General features: G+C 54.6%; 21 protein-coding genes, 1 pseudogene and 1 other annotated feature (1 of these 23 only partly in view). Of the genes and pseudogenes, 15 read left to right on the plus strand and 7 right to left on the minus strand.

What is annotated here, in order from left to right:
* Positions 1 to 42: a sequence feature (Trp leader region), on the plus strand (it extends 60 nt beyond the left edge of the window).
* Between the two features lie 23 nt (positions 43 to 65).
* The 6 genes and pseudogenes from Q7C21_RS08440 (at position 66) to Q7C21_RS08465 (ending at position 7,092) form a co-directional block, all read left to right on the plus strand.
* Positions 66 to 1,631, plus strand: a complete 1,566-nt coding sequence (locus Q7C21_RS08440; protein WP_375150610.1) for an anthranilate synthase component 1 — start codon at positions 66 to 68, stop codon at positions 1,629 to 1,631.
* Positions 1,631 to 3,225: pseudogene (gene trpD / locus Q7C21_RS08445) on the plus strand (bifunctional anthranilate synthase glutamate amidotransferase component TrpG/anthranilate phosphoribosyltransferase TrpD). The gene Q7C21_RS08440 and the pseudogene trpD overlap by 1 nt, the downstream one beginning before the upstream one ends.
* A gap of 2 nt (positions 3,226 to 3,227) precedes the next feature.
* Positions 3,228 to 4,589: a bifunctional indole-3-glycerol-phosphate synthase TrpC/phosphoribosylanthranilate isomerase TrpF gene (gene trpCF, locus Q7C21_RS08450; RefSeq protein WP_003853888.1), complete on the plus strand. Its 1,362-nt coding sequence runs from the start codon at positions 3,228 to 3,230 to the stop codon at positions 4,587 to 4,589.
* Positions 4,590 to 4,634: 45 nt separating this feature from the next.
* Positions 4,635 to 5,825: a tryptophan synthase subunit beta gene (gene trpB, locus Q7C21_RS08455; protein WP_003853891.1), complete on the plus strand. Its 1,191-nt coding sequence runs from the start codon at positions 4,635 to 4,637 to the stop codon at positions 5,823 to 5,825.
* A complete protein-coding gene (trpA, locus tag Q7C21_RS08460) occupies positions 5,825 to 6,628 on the plus strand; it encodes a tryptophan synthase subunit alpha (RefSeq protein ID WP_003853893.1) in 804 nt (267 codons plus the stop codon). The genes trpB and trpA overlap by 1 nt, the downstream gene beginning before the upstream one ends.
* A 149-nt stretch (positions 6,629 to 6,777) precedes the next feature.
* The gene (locus tag Q7C21_RS08465) at positions 6,778 to 7,092 is read left to right on the plus strand and encodes a BON domain-containing protein (protein ID WP_003853895.1); all 315 of its coding nucleotides are present in this window, start codon (positions 6,778 to 6,780) and stop codon (positions 7,090 to 7,092) included.
* 48 nt (positions 7,093 to 7,140) lie between these two features.
* Here the strand turns inward: Q7C21_RS08465 and ompW are convergent, their stop codons facing one another.
* Positions 7,141 to 7,776, minus strand: a complete 636-nt coding sequence (gene ompW / locus Q7C21_RS08470; protein ID WP_181162201.1) for an outer membrane protein OmpW — start codon at positions 7,774 to 7,776, stop codon at positions 7,141 to 7,143.
* A 250-nt stretch (positions 7,777 to 8,026) separates the two neighbouring features.
* On the opposite strand from ompW, the gene Q7C21_RS08475 reads away from it, so the two are divergent.
* The 4 genes from Q7C21_RS08475 to yciA are packed head-to-tail and all read left to right on the plus strand — an operon-like array spanning position 8,027 to position 10,278.
* Positions 8,027 to 8,443 carry a YkgJ family cysteine cluster protein gene (locus Q7C21_RS08475; RefSeq protein WP_003853899.1) on the plus strand — a complete coding sequence of 139 codons (417 nt, stop codon included), beginning with the start codon at positions 8,027 to 8,029 and terminating at the stop codon, positions 8,441 to 8,443.
* A 27-nt stretch (positions 8,444 to 8,470) separates the two neighbouring features.
* A complete protein-coding gene (locus Q7C21_RS08480; RefSeq protein ID WP_003853901.1) occupies positions 8,471 to 9,205 on the plus strand; it encodes a YciC family protein in 735 nt (244 codons plus the stop codon).
* Positions 9,206 to 9,256: 51 nt separating this feature from the next.
* A complete protein-coding gene (locus Q7C21_RS08485) occupies positions 9,257 to 9,796 on the plus strand; it encodes a septation protein A (protein ID WP_375150611.1) in 540 nt (179 codons plus the stop codon).
* Positions 9,797 to 9,855: 59 nt separating this feature from the next.
* Positions 9,856 to 10,278: an acyl-CoA thioester hydrolase YciA gene (yciA, locus tag Q7C21_RS08490; protein WP_003853906.1), complete on the plus strand. Its 423-nt coding sequence runs from the start codon at positions 9,856 to 9,858 to the stop codon at positions 10,276 to 10,278.
* A gap of 36 nt (positions 10,279 to 10,314) precedes the next feature.
* Here the strand turns inward: yciA and tonB are convergent, their stop codons facing one another.
* Positions 10,315 to 11,058, minus strand: coding sequence for a TonB system transport protein TonB (tonB, locus tag Q7C21_RS08495; RefSeq protein WP_008925290.1), 744 nt, complete (start codon positions 11,056 to 11,058; stop codon positions 10,315 to 10,317).
* A 197-nt stretch (positions 11,059 to 11,255) separates the two neighbouring features.
* Between tonB and Q7C21_RS08500 the strand changes: the two genes are divergently transcribed.
* Together Q7C21_RS08500 and Q7C21_RS08505 are read left to right on the plus strand one after the other, a co-directional pair.
* A complete protein-coding gene (locus Q7C21_RS08500; RefSeq protein WP_003853909.1) occupies positions 11,256 to 11,552 on the plus strand; it encodes a YciI family protein in 297 nt (98 codons plus the stop codon).
* 76 nt (positions 11,553 to 11,628) lie between these two features.
* Entirely contained in the window at positions 11,629 to 11,814 is a 186-nt protein-coding gene (locus Q7C21_RS08505) for a hypothetical protein (protein WP_003853911.1), read from the plus strand.
* Between the two features lie 223 nt (positions 11,815 to 12,037).
* Here the strand turns inward: Q7C21_RS08505 and ycgZ are convergent, their stop codons facing one another.
* On the minus strand, positions 12,038 to 12,280 hold the full coding sequence (gene ycgZ / locus Q7C21_RS08510; protein ID WP_105099130.1) for a regulatory protein YcgZ: 243 nt from the start codon (positions 12,278 to 12,280) through the stop codon (positions 12,038 to 12,040).
* Between the two features lie 352 nt (positions 12,281 to 12,632).
* On the opposite strand from ycgZ, the gene Q7C21_RS08515 reads away from it, so the two are divergent.
* Positions 12,633 to 12,950 carry a hypothetical protein gene (locus tag Q7C21_RS08515; protein ID WP_375150612.1) on the plus strand — a complete coding sequence of 106 codons (318 nt, stop codon included), beginning with the start codon at positions 12,633 to 12,635 and terminating at the stop codon, positions 12,948 to 12,950.
* On the opposite strand, the gene Q7C21_RS08520 is transcribed toward Q7C21_RS08515, so the two are convergent.
* A complete protein-coding gene (locus Q7C21_RS08520) occupies positions 12,951 to 13,124 on the minus strand; it encodes a YciY family protein (RefSeq protein WP_003853917.1) in 174 nt (57 codons plus the stop codon).
* 159 nt (positions 13,125 to 13,283) lie between these two features.
* Here Q7C21_RS08520 and cls point away from each other — a divergent pair, with 159 nt between their 5' ends.
* Positions 13,284 to 14,744 carry a cardiolipin synthase gene (gene cls / locus Q7C21_RS08525; protein ID WP_003853919.1) on the plus strand — a complete coding sequence of 487 codons (1,461 nt, stop codon included), beginning with the start codon at positions 13,284 to 13,286 and terminating at the stop codon, positions 14,742 to 14,744.
* A 45-nt stretch (positions 14,745 to 14,789) separates the two neighbouring features.
* Positions 14,790 to 15,113, plus strand: coding sequence for an HI1450 family dsDNA-mimic protein (locus tag Q7C21_RS08530; RefSeq protein ID WP_003853921.1), 324 nt, complete (start codon positions 14,790 to 14,792; stop codon positions 15,111 to 15,113).
* Between the two features lie 48 nt (positions 15,114 to 15,161).
* Here Q7C21_RS08530 and oppF read toward each other — a convergent pair whose 3' ends face one another.
* Genes oppF through oppC form a run of 3 tightly spaced genes read right to left on the minus strand, consistent with a single transcriptional unit; the run spans position 15,162 to position 18,096 of the window.
* Positions 15,162 to 16,163 (minus strand): murein tripeptide/oligopeptide ABC transporter ATP binding protein OppF, encoded by a 1,002-nt coding sequence (gene oppF / locus Q7C21_RS08535; RefSeq protein ID WP_003853922.1) that lies wholly within the window; start codon positions 16,161 to 16,163, stop codon positions 15,162 to 15,164.
* Positions 16,160 to 17,176, minus strand: a complete 1,017-nt coding sequence (locus tag Q7C21_RS08540) for an ABC transporter ATP-binding protein (RefSeq protein ID WP_003853924.1) — start codon at positions 17,174 to 17,176, stop codon at positions 16,160 to 16,162. The genes oppF and Q7C21_RS08540 overlap by 4 nt, the downstream gene beginning before the upstream one ends.
* Positions 17,177 to 17,187: 11 nt before the next feature.
* Positions 17,188 to 18,096, minus strand: coding sequence for an oligopeptide ABC transporter permease OppC (gene oppC, locus Q7C21_RS08545; protein WP_003853926.1), 909 nt, complete (start codon positions 18,094 to 18,096; stop codon positions 17,188 to 17,190).
* Positions 18,097 to 18,098 lie beyond the last annotated feature (2 nt).

Consider the following 18,098-nt stretch of genomic DNA (forward strand, 5'->3'; position numbering starts at 1 on the left):
CTGTGCTAATACCTGAGCCCGCCACCGAGCGGGCTTTTTTTTGAGCGAAATTCAGAGAAATCATCATGCCAAATGCGAAACCTACAGTGAAGTTGATTACCGGCAACGCGCCCTACCGCGAAGATCCGGCCGCAGTGTTTCATCAGCTGTGCGGCGCACGTCCGGCAACCCTGCTGCTCGAATCTGCTGACATCGACAGCAAGCGCAATTTGAAAAGCCTGCTGATTGTCGACAGCGCGCTGCGTATCAGCGCCATGGGTAATACGGTTACCGTTCAGGCGCTGTCAGAAAATGGCCGCGCCGTGCTGCCACTGCTGGATGAGGCGCTGCCCGCCTCCGTCAGCAATCAGGTCCGTCCCGATGGACGCGAGCTGACTTTCCCGCAGAGCACCGATCATCAGCAGGATGAAGATTCCCGCCTTAAGGCCCTGTCGGTGTTTGATGCACTGCGTCTTATTCCACAGCTGGTTAACTCCTCTGCCGACGAACGTGAAGCCGTTCTGCTGGGAGGCTTGTTTGCTTACGACCTGGTCGCAGGGTTTGAAACCCTGCCGGAGCTGGATAATCAGCAACGCTGCCCCGACTACTGTTTTTACCTGGCAGAGACCTTACTGGTGATTGATCACCAGACCCGCAGCGCGCGTCTGCAGGCCAGCCTGTTCTGCCCGTCCACCAGCGAATTCCAGCGCCTGCAACGTCGCATTGAGCAGCTCCATGGTCAGATGCTGCAGCCTGCTCCGGCCCTGCCGGTTCAGACGGTAGAGCAGATGTCGCTGACGACCAGCCAGAGTGATGAAGAGTACTGCGACGTGGTTCGCACCATGCAGCAGGCGATTCGCATCGGCGAGATTTTCCAGGTCGTGCCGTCGCGCCGCTTCTCGCTGCCGTGCCCGTCACCGCTGACCGCCTACGACACGCTGAAAAACAGCAACCCAAGCCCGTACATGTTTTTCATGCAGGATCAGGATTTCTCCCTGTTTGGCGCGTCGCCTGAAAGCTCGCTGAAGTATGACGCCACCTCGCGTCAGATTGAGATCTACCCGATTGCCGGTACCCGTCCACGTGGCCGCCATGCAGATGGTTCACTGGACCGCGATCTCGACAGCCGCATTGAACTGGAGATGCGCACCGACCATAAAGAGCTGGCTGAACATCTGATGCTGGTGGATCTGGCGCGTAACGATCTGGCGCGTATCTGCGTGCCCGGCAGCCGTTATGTCGCTGATCTGACCAAAGTCGACCGCTATTCTTTTGTGATGCATCTGGTTTCCCGCGTCGTGGGCACGCTGCGCGCCGACCTCGACGTCCTGCACGCCTATCGCGCCTGTATGAACATGGGCACGCTAAGTGGTGCACCGAAGGTTCGTGCCATGCAGCTGATTGCCGGTGCTGAACGCACGCGTCGCGGCAGCTATGGCGGCGCGGTGGGTTACTTCACTGCCCAGGGCGATCTCGATACCTGTATCGTTATTCGTTCGGCCTATGTCGAAGACGGCGTTGCCACTGTGCAGGCGGGCGCCGGTGTGGTGCTGGACTCGAATCCGCAGGCTGAAGCGGATGAAAGCCGCAATAAAGCCCGCGCCGTACTGCGCGCTATTGCAACTGCCCATCACTGCAAGGAGATCTTCTGATGGCCGATATTCTGCTGCTCGATAACATCGACTCATTTACCTATAACCTGGTTGATCAGCTGCGGACCTTTGGTCACAACGTGGTGATTTATCGCAACAATCTTCCCGCTGAACTGTTAATTGAACAGCTGCAGCGGATGGAAAATCCGGTGCTGATGCTCTCCCCCGGCCCCGGTGCACCAAAAGATGCTGGCTGTATGCCGGCGCTGCTGCGGGTGCTGCGCGGTCGTCTGCCAATTATCGGTATCTGTCTGGGACATCAGGCAATTGTCGAAGCCTATGGCGGCCATGTGGGTCAGGCAGGCGAGATCCTGCACGGCAAAGCCTCTTCCATCGTTCATGACGGCGAAGCCATGTTTAACGGCCTGAGTAATCCACTGCCGGTGGCGCGCTATCACTCGCTGGTGGGCAGCAACACGCCGGATGAGCTGACGGTCAACGCCAGTTACAACGGGATGGTCATGGCTGTTCGCCATGAAGCCGATCGCGTCTGCGGTTTCCAGTTCCATCCAGAATCGATTTTGACTTCTCAGGGCGCGCGTCTGCTTGAACAGACGCTGGCCTGGGCGCTGGCGAAGTAACAGGGAGAATAACGATGCAACAGACACTGGAAAAACTTTACCAGGCGCAGACGCTGAATCAGGCTGAAAGTCATGCGCTGTTCAGCGCCATTATTACCGGACAGCTGGAGCCCACGCAGCTTGCTGCCGCGCTGGTTGCCATGAAAGTACGCGGTGAAACGCCGGAAGAGATTGCCGGAGCCGCCACGGCGCTGCTGGAAGATGCCAAACCGTTTCCCCGCCCGGATTACGCGTTTGCCGATATCGTGGGCACCGGTGGAGATGGCAGTAACAGCATTAATATCTCGACGGCCAGCGCCTTTGTGGCCGCGACCTGCGGTCTGAAAGTCGCGAAGCACGGCAACCGCAGCGTCTCCAGTAAATCGGGTTCATCGGATCTGCTGGCCGCTTTTGGTATTAATCTTGATATGCCCGCTGACCGTGCGCGCCAGGCGCTGGACGATCTGAACGTCTGCTTCCTGTTTGCGCCCCAGTACCACACCGGCTTTCGCCACGCGATGCCGGTCCGTCAGCAGCTGAAGACCCGTACGCTATTTAATGTGTTAGGTCCGCTGATCAACCCGGCGCGCCCTCCACTGGCAGTAATCGGTGTTTATAGCCCGGACCTGGTGATGCCGATTGCCCAGACGCTGAAAGTGCTGGGTTATCAGCGCGCCGCAGTGGTTCACGGTGGCGGCATGGATGAAGTGGCGCTGCACGATGTGACACACGTGGCTGAACTCCGTGAAGGGGAAATCACCCGCTATCAGCTTTCGCCAGAAGACTTTGGTTTTGGCTTCCATCCCAAAGAAGCGCTGGCGGGCGGCACGCCGGAAGAAAATCGTGACATTCTGACGGCTTTACTCCAGGGTAATGGCCAGCAGGCCCATGAGGAGGCGGTCGCCGTCAACGTGGCGATGTTGCTTAAAGTATTTGGTCAGGAAGATCTGCGTGAAAACGCACAGCAGGCGCTTAACGCCATCCGCAGCGGACAGGCTTATGAGCGTGTAGTCGCACTGGCAGCAAGAGGATAATCATGAAAGGCACCGTGTTAGAAAAAATTGTTCAGGACAAAGCGATTTGGGTTGAAGCCCGCCAGCAGCAGCAGCCTCTTTCCACCTTTCAGAACAGCATTGAACCTGCCAGCCGTCATTTCTACGACGCGCTGCAGGGCGCAAGAACCGCGTTTATCCTGGAGTGTAAAAAAGCGTCACCCTCAAAAGGCGTGATTCGCGAGGATTTCGATCCAGCCGCCATTGCCGGGGTTTACCGCCATTACGCTTCCGCGGTGTCCGTGCTGACTGATGAGAAATATTTTCAGGGCGACTTCGCCTTTCTGCCGATTGTCAGCGCTGCCATCACCCAGCCTGTGCTGTGCAAAGATTTTATCATCGACCCTTATCAGATCTATCTTGCCCGCTACTACCAGGCGGATGCGATCCTGCTGATGCTGTCGGTACTTGACGATGAGCAGTATCGTCAACTGGCCGCCGTGGCGCACAGCCTGAAGATGGGCATTCTGACGGAAGTGAGTAATGAAGAGGAGCTTGAGCGGGCTATCGCGCTGCAGGCTAAAGTCGTGGGAATTAACAACCGCGACCTGCGTGACCTCTCTATTGATCTCAACCGTACCCGCCAACTGGCGCCACGCCTGTCGCACGGCGTGACGGTCATCAGCGAATCGGGTATTAACAGCTACGCTGATATTCGCGAGCTGAGCCACTTTGCGAATGGCTTCCTGATTGGCTCAGCCCTGATGGAAGAAGCTGACCTGACGGGCGCGGTGCGTCGCGTCACGCTGGGCAGCAATAAAGTGTGCGGCTTAACCCGTGACGAAGATGCACGTGCTGCGTATGAAGCTGGCGCGATCTACGGTGGTCTGATTTTCGCTGAAGGTTCACCGCGCCAGATCGACACCGCCACTGCACTTACCGTGATTGCTGCCGCGCCGCTGCGCTATGTCGGCGTATTCCGCAACAACTCAGTTAGTGACATTGTCACGCATGCCACCGAACTTTCACTGTCCGCAGTGCAGTTACATGGCAATGAGACACCGGAATTTGTGGCCGAACTGCGTGCGGTGCTGCCCGCAGAGATTCAGATCTGGAAGGCGCTGCGCATTGAAGGCACGTTACCGGCGCGCGACTGGCCCCATGTTGACCGCTATGTCTTTGATAATGGCGATGGCGGCACCGGACAGCGTTTCGACTGGTCGCTGTTGCAGGGTCAGACGCTGAACGATGTGCTGCTGGCCGGTGGCCTGAGCGCAGATAACTGTGTTGAAGCCGCGCAGCTGGGCTGTGCCGGACTGGACTTCAACTCTGGCGTGGAAAGTGCGCCTGGCATCAAAGATGCCCGTAAAATTGCCGCTGTGTTTCAGACACTGCGTGCCTACTGATTTGCCCGGCCTGCTCCACAGCGGGCCCGAGAAAGGAAGATAAAAATGACGTTACTGAATCCCTATTTTGGCGAGTTTGGCGGAATGTATGTTCCGCAGATCCTGATGCCCGCTCTTCAGCAGCTGGAACAGGCGTTTGTCGACGCCCAGAAAGATCCTGAGTTTCAGGCCGAATTTACCGACCTGCTGAAGAACTATGCGGGTCGTCCTACTGCCCTGACGCTGTGCAAAAACCTGACAAAAGGCACGAAAACCCGCCTCTACCTGAAGCGTGAAGATCTGCTGCATGGTGGCGCGCACAAAACCAACCAGGTGCTGGGTCAGGCGCTGTTAGCCAAACGCATGGGCAAAAACGAAATCATTGCCGAAACCGGTGCCGGTCAGCACGGTGTGGCTTCCGCGCTAGCCTGTGCGCTGCTGGGCATGAAATGCCGCATCTATATGGGTGCGAAAGATGTCGAGCGTCAGTCACCTAACGTATTCCGTATGCGTCTGATGGGCGCAGAAGTGATCCCGGTTCACAGCGGCTCCGCCACGCTCAAAGATGCCTGTAACGAAGCGCTGCGCGACTGGTCTGGCAGCTACGAGACCTCTCACTACATGCTCGGCACCGCGGCGGGTCCGCATCCCTTCCCGACCATTGTGCGTGAGTTCCAGCGCATGATCGGCGAAGAGACTAAAAAGCAGATTCTGGAAAGAGAGGGCCGTCTGCCAGACGCCATCCTCGCCTGTGTGGGTGGCGGCTCCAACGCTATCGGGATGTTTGCCGACTTTATCGACGAACCCGGCGTGAAGCTGATTGGCGTTGAGCCTGCCGGCCACGGCATTGAGACCGGCGAGCATGGCGCACCGCTTAAGCACGGCCGCGTCGGTATCTACTTCGGAATGAAATCACCGATGATGCAAACGCATGATGGCCAGATTGAAGAGTCTTACTCGATTTCTGCCGGTCTCGACTTCCCTTCAGTTGGTCCGCAGCATGCGCACCTGAACAGCATCGGTCGTGCAGAATATGTCTCCATTACCGATAACGAAGCAATGGACGCGTTTAAACAGCTGTGTCGTGCGGAAGGTATCATTCCGGCGCTGGAATCCTCTCACGCCCTGGCGCACGCTATGAAGATGATTCACGCCGAACCGGAAAAAGAGCAGTTGATTGTCGTTAACCTCTCTGGCCGTGGCGACAAAGATATTTTCACCGTTCATGATATTTTGACAGCGCAGGGAGAAATCTGATGGAACGTTACAATCAACTTTTTACCCGTCTGTCAGCGAACAACGAAGGGGCTTTCGTTCCTTTTGTGACGCTGGGCGACCCTTCTCCCGAGCTTTCACTGCGCGTGATTGACGCCCTCGTTGAAGGTGGCGCGGATGCGCTGGAGCTGGGCATTCCCTTCTCCGATCCGCTGGCGGATGGGCCGACCATTCAGAACGCAACATTGCGCGCCTTTGCGGCGGGCACCAACACCAGCCAGTGTTTTGAAATGCTGGCGACTATCCGCCGGAAATACCCGGATTTGCCGATTGGATTACTCATGTACGCCAATCTGGTCTTCACTAACGGCGTGGATGCGTTTTATGCCCGTTGTGCCGAAGCGGGTGTCGATTCGGTTCTGGTGGCGGATGTCCCGGTTGAAGAGTCAGCGCCTTTCCGCCAGGCGGCTCTGCGTCACGGCGTTGCCCCTATCTTTATTTGTCCGCCTAACGCCAGCGATGACCTGCTGCGCGAGATTGCGTCGCACGGCCGGGGTTATACCTACCTGCTGTCACGCGCCGGTGTCACGGGGGCCGAAAATCGCGCCAGCCTGCCGCTGAAGCATCTGATCGACAAGCTGCGCGGATACCACGCGGCACCACCGCTGCAGGGCTTTGGGATTTCAGAGCCTGAACAGGTGAAAGAAGCGATTGCTTCCGGCGCCGCAGGTGCGATCTCCGGTTCTGCGATTGTCAAAATCATTGAAAAGCATCATGCAGAACCTGAAGTGATGCTGAGCGAACTGAAAAATTTCGTCAGCCGCCTCAAAGCCGCCAGCCGTTAATCCTGCCAGCATGCCTTATCCCACGATAAGGCATGATTTGTTTCCTTTTTTTTCATTTCGCTATTTGCCCTTTTTGCAAAATCTGCACCACAATGACAATGCGCCGTTACGGTAACGTCGCATCCATTTTGTGACAGGGAGAGAAGGCAATGAAATTCGTTAAACTGCTGACAGGTGCTGTACTGGCGGGCGTGGTTGCGCTGACACTGAGCGCCTGTGCGCCAACCGCAACCAAAGAGGGAACCGGTGGCTATATTGATGACACCGTAGTGACCACGAAAGTTAAAGGTGAGCTGCTGAAAGATGAGTCGCTGAAATCAACTGAAATCAACGTAGAAACCTTTAAAGGTAAAGTTCAGCTGAGCGGCTTTGTTTCATCACCACAGATGGCTAATCGTGCCGTACAGGTCACGCGCAGCGTGCCGGGCGTGAAGTCAGTCGTCAACAACATGCAGATCAAATAACGTCTTAACAGACACAAAAAGGCCGCTGATTCAGCGGCCTTTTTCTCATCAGAAACGGTAACCCGCTCCGAAGAAGAAGACCCAGGGATCGATGCGCATATTGATGTTCTGCTGTTCGCCACCGGCTTTAAACTTTACTTCCGTGTCAATATCCATGTACCACAACGACGCGTTCAGCATCCAGTCACGGTTAATCTGATAATCCAGACCAACCTGACCTGCCATACCCCAGGAATCTTTTACGCTGAGATCGGTCAGTCCCGCATCGCGGCCCGTCTGATTGAAATCGGCATCGTAGAAGGTGGTGTAGTTGATACCTACGCCGATATAAGGACGCACTTTACTTTTGCTGTCAAAAAAGTAGTACTGCGCCATCAGCGTGGGGGGTAACTGGCGCACGGTAGCCAGCGTGCCGGTCGGACCAAGACCCACTTTATGGCGGAATGGCGTGGCCGCCAGTAGCTCGACGCCAATGTTATCCGTTGCCATATAGGTAAAGGTCAGACCCAGTTGCGTGTCGTTGGAAGCGCTGAAAGACCCCATCCCCAACACATTATCGGAACCTTCGGTAGGACGGACGGTGGCACTGCCGGCCCGCATAAAGAAGTCGCCCGCTTCGTGTGCCATTGCCAGCTGGGGAAGAGCCAGCGCCAGCAGCATCGCGCATTTTGCCAGTTTCATCATCACTCCTTTGCTTAATGTGAATGTAGCGACTGTCATCGCTTTTTAGCTGGCAATTATTTAACGTGATTCAGAGAAAATTGCACTCTGTAACATTCAGATAAAGTTTTTAAAAAACAATGGATTGATTTAGATCAATTTCAACTGCGGCGGCCACAGCCAAATTCCCCTTGCTGAATAATTTTGCCCGCTCTATGTTGCTTATCTTCATTGTTGATTTTGGTTCGATGCCCTGGGAGGGGCGGATGATCAAATGAGTGAGCTTTCCAACCCTTGTGTCAGCTGTGGCGCCTGCTGCGCCCATTTCCGTGTCTCATTTTACTGGGCTGAAGCCGATGATGCGGGCGGCCTGGTGCCGACCGAATTAACCGAACCGCTTAACCTGTTCATGCGTAATATGCGTGGCACTAACCGTGCAGCACCCCGCTGCGTTGCTTTACAGGGCGAAATTGGCGGCTGTGTCTCTTGCGGCATCTATGAACAGCGTCCTGCGCCCTGTCGGGAGTTCACTTTGTCCGGTGAAGGAGGTATTCATAATGAAGCCTGCGATCGTGCCCGCGCCCGTTATGGTCTTCCTGCCCTTTTTTCGCCATCTTTACCTGTTATGACAGAAAGTTATGCCCTGCCGGGTGCCCCGGAGCTGCCAGAACATGTACAATCGCCGGGTTAATTAACCCGGTTCCTTCAAGGAGTGTACATGTCTATCACGGCAAGCTCGTTATACCGTGACACAGGAAATTTTGCGCGGCATCAACTCTCTACAGTGTTGTTGATGTCGCTGCTGGCCGCTTTTGTCACTGTCATGCTGGTGCATGTGCTGACACCCGGTGCCGATCAGATGGCCATCCTGCAACAGGGCGATGACAGTGCCAGTTCGTTGTTTGAGATGGTGCAGAATATGTCACCGGAACAGCAGCAGGTGCTGCTGCGTGCCTCGGCGGCCAGCACCTTTGCGGCGCTGATGGGGAATACGCTGCTGCTTGGCGGCATGCTCTATCTGATCCCGATGGTCTCCTCAGGCCAGCGTGTCAGTGCGCTGCGGGCGATTGGTGCGTCAGCGCCGCTGTTGCCAAAGCTGCTGCTCCTGACCTTCCTGATGACGCTGGTGGCGCAACTGGGCTTTATGGTGCTGGTGGTGCCAGGCATTCTGCTGACGATTCTGCTGTCGCTGGCGCCCGTGATGGTCGCCAGTGAGAAGATGGGTGTCTTTGCCGCGATGCGCGCCAGTATGCGGATGGCCTGGAAGAATGTGAAGCTGATTGCCCCCGCAATACTGCTCTGGCTGCTGGCCAAAGTGATCGTGATGCTGTTTTTCTCTTCGCTGACGGTACTTCCGCTGAATGTTTCCTCGGTGATTTTCACTGCAGCAGGCAATGTGGTTTCAGCAATGTTGATTATCTACCTCTATCGGCTCTATATGCTGTTACGTTGATTGACGGTGTGCCTTCGGGCGCATTTGAAGCCAACTCTGAATGGAAAAACTATGAAGCAGCTACTCGACTTTCTCCCCCTGGTGGTCTTTTTCATCTTTTATAAGCTTTATGACATTTTTGTCGCCTCGGGCGCCCTGATTGTGGCAACCGGTCTGGCCCTGGTGGTCAGCTGGGTGCTTTATCGCAAGCTGGAAAAGATGACGATTTTCACCTTTGTGCTGGTGGCCGTTTTTGGCACCCTGACGCTGGTGTTCCACAACGATGAGTTCATTAAGTGGAAAGTCACGGTGATCTACAGCCTGTTTGCCGCCGCCCTGCTCTACAGTCAGTGGTTTATGGAGCAGACGCTGATTCAGCGCATGCTGGGTAAAGAGCTGCAACTGCCTGATGCGGTCTGGCGCAGGCTCAATGTCGCCTGGGCGCTGTTCTTCCTGGTCTGCGGCCTGGTCAACATCTATGTTGCCTTTTGGTTATCTCAGGCGTTTTGGGTTAACTTTAAAGTGTTCGGTCTCTCGGGTCTGACCTTACTGTTTACCCTGCTTAGCGGGCTTTACATCTGGCGACAGATGCCGCAGCAGGAACAAAAATAATCATCTGCCCGGCTCGCCGGGCATTTTTTTAGCATTTACCTGCATAAAAAGTGGAAGCAATGGGCGAAAAACATAAATTACCGCAAGGCGAAATGGTGCTGCGAACGCTCGCCATGCCGGCAGACACCAACGCCAACGGCGATATTTTTGGTGGCTGGCTGATGTCACAGATGGATATGGGCGGCGCTATCCTGGCAAAAGAGATCGCTGAAGGACGTGTGGTTACCGTGCGCGTTGACGGTATGTCATTCATGAAGCCTGTCGCGGTGGGCGATGTGGTGAGTTGCCATGCGAGCTGTCTCCGTACCGGTAACAGTTCCATGACGATTAACGTGGAAGTGTGGATCAAAAAAGTGTCATCTGAGCCGATTGGTCAAACCTACTGTGCAACGGAAGCGGTATTTATCTATGTGGCAGTCGACAATGAGGGGAATTCACGTCCTCTGCCAGCCGGCCGCGCCAATCAGCAGCCTGCAGGATAACTGACGGGTCAGGCAATCTGAGCCTGACCCGGCGCCTTACTCAATACTGGCACCGCCATTGATTTTGAAAACGATATTCATCGTCAGCCCCTGTCCTGGCTTCTCTTTCTCGTAGCGCCAGTTTTTCATCGCCTGTTTGACGGTCCGCTCAAACATATTGCTCGGCTGTGCAGAGAGGATCTGGATATTATCCACCCGTCCGTCGCTGTCCACATCGAATTTTACCCGAACGCGCCCTTCTATCCGCAGTGCCAGAGCACGCGGCGGATAACCTGGCTTGGTAACGGCCAGGGCTTTGGGACCGGTTGAGGCCGATGCCGTGGGTGACGGCGTTGCTTTTGGCGCTGCAGCAGGTTTGTTCTGGGTCGCCGGAACATCCTGCTTAAAGGGGTCAGCCTGCGGTTTGGTCTCCCGACGCGGCTTCACCTCGCGTTTGGGCTGCTCCCGCTTGTGCTCCGGTTTGGGTTTAGGTTTGGGCTTTGGTTCAGGTTTAGGGATCGGCACCGGCTCTGCTTTCGGCGGCTCCGGTACAGGCTGCGGTTCGGGTTCTGGCTGGGGTTCTGGCTGCGGCGCAGGCGGCTGCACGATGGCCGGTGCAGGCTCGGGCTGGACCTCCGGCGCGACCATCGTCACGCTGATAGGCTGCGACGCCTTAGGCACCTCACTCACCTGCTGGAATGACATATACAGAATTCCGGCAATCACAGCGCCATGCAAAGCTACAGACAACAACATGGAGACAGGCGTGCGTTTAGGTAATGGCATAGTCAGCGTGGTCATAACAGTCGCGGCGATTGAATGAAGCAGCGATTTTAAATGCAAATAGCAATCAGTTTCAATAACTCCCGCCATCCTCTCTGAAGAAAAGCGCTTTTTAGCCCTTTATGCTGAGCGATTCACCCTCTACAGGTTTCGTTTGCACTCTAATCGTCAATCCCTTAACGTGTTGCAAAATTCGGATAATCAGGAGTTCCTTAGTGCTTTACGTCATTTATGCAGAAGATACTGCAGAGTCACTGGAAAAACGTAACGCCGTTCGCCCCGCCCATCTGGCGCGGCTTAAACTGCTGCAGGAAGAGGGACGCCTGATCATTGCAGGGCCGATGCCTGCAGTTGACAGTAACGATCCGGGCGTGGCGGGCTTTACCGGCTCAACGGTGATTGCTGAGTTTCCATCATTAGAAGCCGCACAATCCTGGGCGCAGGATGACCCTTATTTTGCCGCAGGCGTCTACAAACAGGTCTCGGTTAAACCATTCAAACGCGTCTTCTGATAGAGAACATGCAGTCAAAATGGCTTCTGTGCCTGGCACAGAAGCCATTTTTGTTTTTATCATTGAAGGAGGAAAGATGCAGATAATCATTATGGGACTGCTGGCAATTATCACGCTGCTGATTGGCGGTGCAGTTTATCTCTGGCGCACCCAGGGGTGGCGTAATAAAAAACAGTGGATTGTCATGCTGATTGTGCTGGCGGCCGCCCTGCAACTGGTCAACGTTACGCTGATGATGACGGCGCAGCGTCTTCCGGGATAATGTTCACTTAGCAATGCATCTGGTTCACAGAATAATTGATTAACGCTTTAACCTTAACTGTGTTGCGAGATAATCATAAGGCAACCCAATTTAATACCGTGGCGTTTATGCAGGACCACAATTAATAAAGGCGTTGCCCCTGACTGACTGAATTCGATCGCGTAGTGAGATTCGCCTGCACTCTGCTTTACACATCTCTTGCTGACACAATATCGGCGCGCGATTAACTCCGGTCCAGGATCAGGCTAATTAATGCATGGTAGTGCTGCTCTTCTTCCGGGTTGTCGACATGTTGTAAACGGCTGATAAGTTTTGAGCAGATAGCTTTACGATTCAGGCTACGGCCAGAACTGATAATTTCTGTCACAACAGATCCAAGAATGGCCTGCTGGGAAGGCTGCGCAGCACTGTGCAAATAAGCTGAGATATCAGATACTGAAGCGGGAATACGAACGTTAGTCTGCATGGTTGACCCTCATAGGATTCATTAAAAGTTACTAACCGATGCGGTAAAGCTATACAACCAGGCCTTAGTTGTACAGGTATTTAGGTAAAAAAATCGCTGATTTGTACATTTAAAAAAATAAAATCATAAATTTCAGTAGCTTGACTAAATGTAAAGTTGTACAGGTTTCCTGTCATTCATCACCTCTTGTTCTGGTATCCTGACCGCTACGCGCTGTTGTTCGGCTAATTATGATCTGAACATCATTTTTTTAGCTTTAAAGAGGAATTATTCAGAAGGGCTGTCTACATTTATTACTGATTAGTTACACCTCTGACCTCGAAGGGATGCGCAGTATCGTCGCGGGCTCATTATGAATAAAACCTATACTCGCCAGACTATTACGCTGTTTGATCCGCTGTTATCACGGATTCAGGCTATTGCCGATCCAAAAATTGAAGTTCTGAGTGGTTATCCGGCCAACTGCTCAGCGTGGCTGACCGTTTATTATCATCGTAAGTCTGATAAATGGTCTTTTGAATGGTATGACCGTGTGGGTTATCGCAGACCCACATCGCTGGGCAGCGTAGTGGATTGTCTGATGCGTGAAGTCACCGATCGGGGAGCGTCACGACAGGAACATTCCATGGCGCGACGAGTGATGGATGAATTAGGGTTTCTGGAAGCCTGATTATATTATCTGCGTAATAAACAGAATCGAGCGACGCTGCTGCTGGGCCAGTTGATGGCGGATGCAGTGGATGCGTTTATAGCGTCGCGACTGCCCTTCCAGCCAGCGTGAACGACGGCGATGCACCTGACGTAACATTCTCCAGCGCGCCACTTCATTTCTGCTTCGTTTCATCACTTCCTCACTGACGTCATCTATGCCGGGGCATTATAGAGATCTTTGCGGCAATGCCAAATCGGATCCTTCATCGATGATGTCCTGGATTAAGGGTTTCGTTAACCGGCTTCTGCACGTAAACTTGCCGGACGAAAGCGCGAAAGGGACGTCCACTTTATGACCACTTTTTACACCCTGATTAGCTGGTTACTGGTATTTGGTTACTGGCTGCTCATAGCCGGGGTGACGCTGCGCGTATTAATGAAAAGACGTGCGGTAACATCCGCCATGGCATGGCTTCTGGTTATCTATATTCTGCCACTGGTAGGCATAATCGCTTATCTTTCGTTTGGCGAACTGCATCTGGGTAAACGTCGTGCGGAGCGTGCGCGCACCATGTGGCCGTCTACCGCCCGCTGGCTCAGTGACCTGAAACAGTGCCGTGAAATTTTTGCCACTGAACACAGTGACGTTGCTCGCTCGCTCTTCGAGCTTTGTTACCATCGCCAGGGCATTGCCGGGGTCAAGGGAAACCAGCTTCAGCTGCTTACCAGCTCTGACGATGTTATGCAGGCGCTGATTCGTGATATTCAACTGGCACGCCACAACATAGAGATGGTTTTTTATATCTGGCATCCCGGTGGGCTGGCAGATGAAGTCGCAGAATCGCTGATGGCGGCCTCGCGCCGTGGCGTTCACTGCCGACTGCTGCTCGACTCAGCGGGCAGCGTCGACTTTTTCCGCAGTCCCTGGGTGGGCATGATGCGCAATGCCGGGATCGATGTCGTAGAGGCGTTGCAGGTTAGCCTGCTGCGCGTCTTCCTGCGACGAATGGATCTCCGCCAGCATCGAAAAATCGTTCTGATTGATAATTACATCGCCTATACCGGCAGCATGAACCTGGTCGATCCGCGCTTCTTTAAACAAAGCGCGGGCGTAGGCCAGTGGATTGACCTGATGGCGCGTATGGAAGGTCCGGTAGCGACCGCGATGGGCATTGTTTTCAGCTGCGACTGGGAGATTGAGACCGGTAAGCGCATTCTGCCGCCGCCGCCCGATCGCAACATCATGCCGTTTGAACAGGAGAGCGGCCACACGGTGCAGGTCATCGCCTCCGGTCCTGGCTTCCCGGAAGATATGATTCATCAGGCGCTGCTGACCGCGGTCTATTCAGCGCGTGAGCAGCTGATCATGACGACTCCTTACTTAGTGCCGAGCGACGACCTGCTGCATGCTATCTGTACGGCCGCACAGCGTGGCGTTAATGTCAGCGTGATTGTGCCGCGTCACAACGACTCGCTGCTGGTCGGCTGGGCCAGCCGCTCCTTCTTCAGCGAGATGCTGGAAGCGGGCGTGAAAATCTATCAGTTTGAAGATGGTCTGCTGCACACTAAAAGCGTGCTGGTCGATGGACAGCTGAGCCTGGTGGGCACCGTGAACCTGGATATGCGCAGTTTATGGCTCAATTTTGAAGTGACGCTGGTGGTCGATGATGCCGGTTTTGGCAGCGATCTCGCCTGTGTGCAGGATGATTATATCGCCCGTTCCCGCCTGCTGGATGGCAAGCGCTGGGCAAAACGTGCGTGGTGGCAGCGCATCGTCGAACGACTGTTTTACTTCTTCAGCCCTTTACTGTAAAACGAGCCAGATTGTGTAAATGGCCGCAGGCCGACAGGACAGACTATGGATTTAAATAATCGCCTTACCGAAGATGAAACGCTGGAACAAGCCTACGATATCTTTCTTGAACTGGCTGTCGACAATCTTGATCCGGCAGACGTCATTCTCTTCAATCTGCAGTTCGAAGAGCGCGGTGGCGCAGAGCTGTTTGATCCGTCTGAAGACTGGAAAGATCATGTCGATTTCGATCTGAACCCTGACTTTTTCGCCGAGGTGGTGATTGGGTTGGGTGAAGCGGACGGTGAACCGATTACCGACGTCTTTGCTCGCGTGTTGTTGTGTCGCGAAAAAGATCACAAGCTCTGTCATATCCTGTGGCGTGAATAAGCGTCAAAGCAGATAAGAAAACGCCGGGCAAGTGCCCGGCGTTTTGCATTATAGCGGGTCGACTTTCAGACAGGATACCGCATGGTGGAAACTGCCTTCCAGAAGCGGACGGGTTTTCGCACATTCCGGACCGGCAATCGGACAACGGGTGCGGAATACGCAGCCGGATGGCGGATTAATCGGCGACGGCAGCTCCCCTTCCAGCAGCTGAATCTCCTTGTTCTTCTCTTTATCCGGATCGGGAATCGGTACAGCAGACATCAGCGCACGGGTGTATGGATGCTGCGGATTGGTGTAGACCTCTTTGTAAGTCCCCAGCTCCACCGCATGCCCCAGATACATCACCAGCACCCGGTCAGAGATGTGTTTCACCACCGCCAGATCGTGCGCAATGAAAATCAGCGACAAGCCCATTTCCCGCTGCAACTGCTGCAGCAGGTTCACCACCTGCGCCTGAATCGAGACATCCAGTGCAGACACCGGCTCGTCACAGATAATCAGCTTCGGCTCCAGAATCAGCGCACGTGCGATACCGATACGCTGACACTGCCCACCCGAGAACTCATGCGGGTAGCGGTTAATCAGGTTTGGCAGAAGCCCGACTTTCATCATCATATTTTTGACACGGTCTTTGACTTCCTGACGCGCCATTTTTGGATGATAAGTACGAAGCGGCTCTGCGATGATATCGCCGATGGTCATGCGCGGGTTCAGGGACGCCAGGGGATCCTGGAATATCATCTGGATATCGCTGCGGGCTTTGCGCCACTCCTCTTCGCTCTGACCCAGCAGATCGCGGCCTAACCAGGCGACACGACCTTCGGTGGCCTTAACCAGGCCGATAATGGCGCGCGCCAGCGTCGATTTACCGCAACCCGACTCGCCCACCACGCCCAGGGTTTCACCCTCATACAGACGCAGGCTGACACCATCCACCGCTTTCAGGGTTTTTGATGGCTGCCAGAACCACTGTTTGCCATCTTTAATGTCGAAATGCACCTTGAGATCGGCGATTTCCAGTAACACTCTTTTTTCAGCTACGGTGCTCATACTAACTCCTCCACCGGCTTAAAGCAGGCACGCAGACGGCCATTGCCAAACGGTTCCAGCGGCGGTGCCTGGGTGCAGATATCCATCGCGTGCGGACAACGCGGCTGGAACGGGCAGCCCTGCGGCAGACGCAGCAGGTTCGGTGGATTGCCCGGAATGGTGGCCAGGGTTTCGCCTTCAATCGCATCCAGACGTGGCACCGCATTAAGCAGGCCAATTGAGTAAGGATGGGCTGGCTGGTAGAAGACATCACGGGCGCTGCCATACTCCATAGTGCGTCCGGCATACATCACCAGCACTTTGTCGCAGATGCCTGCCACCACGCCGAGATCATGGGTGATCATGATAATGGCGGTGTTGAACTCGCGTTTCAGGTCGTTGAGCAGCGTCATAATCTGCGCCTGCACCGTCACATCCAGCGCGGTAGTTGGCTCATCGGCAATCAGCAATTTTGGGCGGCACAGCAGCGCCATGGCGATCATCACACGCTGACGCATTCCGCCGGAGAATTCATGCGGGTACATTTTCATGCGTTTGCGTGCTTCCGGCATTTTCACCGCATCCAGCATCCTTACGGACTCTTCGAATGCCTGGGCGCTGTTCATCCCTTTGTGCAGCTTAAGCACTTCCATCAGCTGCTCGCCTACCCGCATATAGGGGTTCAGTGAGGTCATCGGATCCTGGAAGATCATCGCAATCTGTTCGGCGCGGAGTTTATTGAGCTGGTTCTCAGGCAGATTCAGGATCTCTTTACCGTTGAACATTGCTGATCCGCCAATGCGGCCATTTTTTGCCAGCAGCCCCATCAGGGCAAAGGCGGTTTGTGACTTGCCAGAACCAGACTCGCCAACAATGCCCAGCGTTTCACCGGCGCGCAGCGAGAAGTTCAGGTCGTTGACGGCGGTAACATCCCCATCGTGCGTGCCAAAGGTCACGCGTAAATCTTTGACCGTAAGTAGCTGTTCGCTTCCCGCGCGGGCCGCCATCGCTGGCTGGAATTCATGAATAGTCATCGGGAAACTCCTTAACGATCTTTCGGGTCGAGGGCATCACGCAGGCCATCGCCAATAAAGTTGAAACAGAACAGCGTGACCACCAGGAAGCCCGCCGGATAGAGCAACAGCCACGGCGACACCTCCATTGAGTTAGCCCCGTCGCTCAGCAGCGCGCCCCAGCTACTCAGCGGCTCCTGTGTCCCCAGACCCAGGAAGCTCAGGAAGGATTCAAACAGGATCATGCTCGGTACCAGCAGCGAGGCGTAAACCACCACCACGCCCAGTACGTTTGGCACTATGTGACGTACCACGATTTTCCAGGTTGATACCCCACCGACATGCGCCGCTTCGATGAACTCTTTGCGCTTCAGGCTCAGCGTCTGGCCGCGCACAATACGCGCCATATCCAGCCATGAAACCATGCCGATAGCGGCAAAAATCAGCAGGATATTACGACCAAAGAAGGTCACCAGCAGGATCACGAAGAACATAAACGGGAAGGAGTTGAGAATTTCCAGAATACGCATCATCACCGAGTCGGTTTTGCCGCCCAGGTAACCGGCTATTGAGCCATACAGCGTGCCGACGATCACCGCAATCAGCGCAGACGCTACGCCCACCATCAGTGAGATACGACCACCGATGGCCACACGGACCAGTATGTCACGTCCCGATGAATCGGTGCCAAACCAGTGACCAGATGTCGTATCGGGCGGTGAGGACATCATGGACCAGTCGGTATCGTCGTAGGTGAAATGCGCCAGCATCGGCGCAAAAATCACGAACAGCGTGATTACTAACAACACCAGCAGACTGATTAAGGCTGCCCGGTTATGGATAAAACGACGACGCGCGTCCTGCCAGAGACTGCGCCCTTCTACTTCCAGCTTTTCACTGAACGCATCAAGAGCTTCGCTGTTTTTCTTACTTAACATCATGG

Origin of the sequence: Pantoea sp. ANP04 (assembly GCF_041982285.1) — a bacterium.
Classification (GTDB): domain Bacteria; phylum Pseudomonadota; class Gammaproteobacteria; order Enterobacterales; family Enterobacteriaceae; genus Pantoea; species Pantoea eucalypti.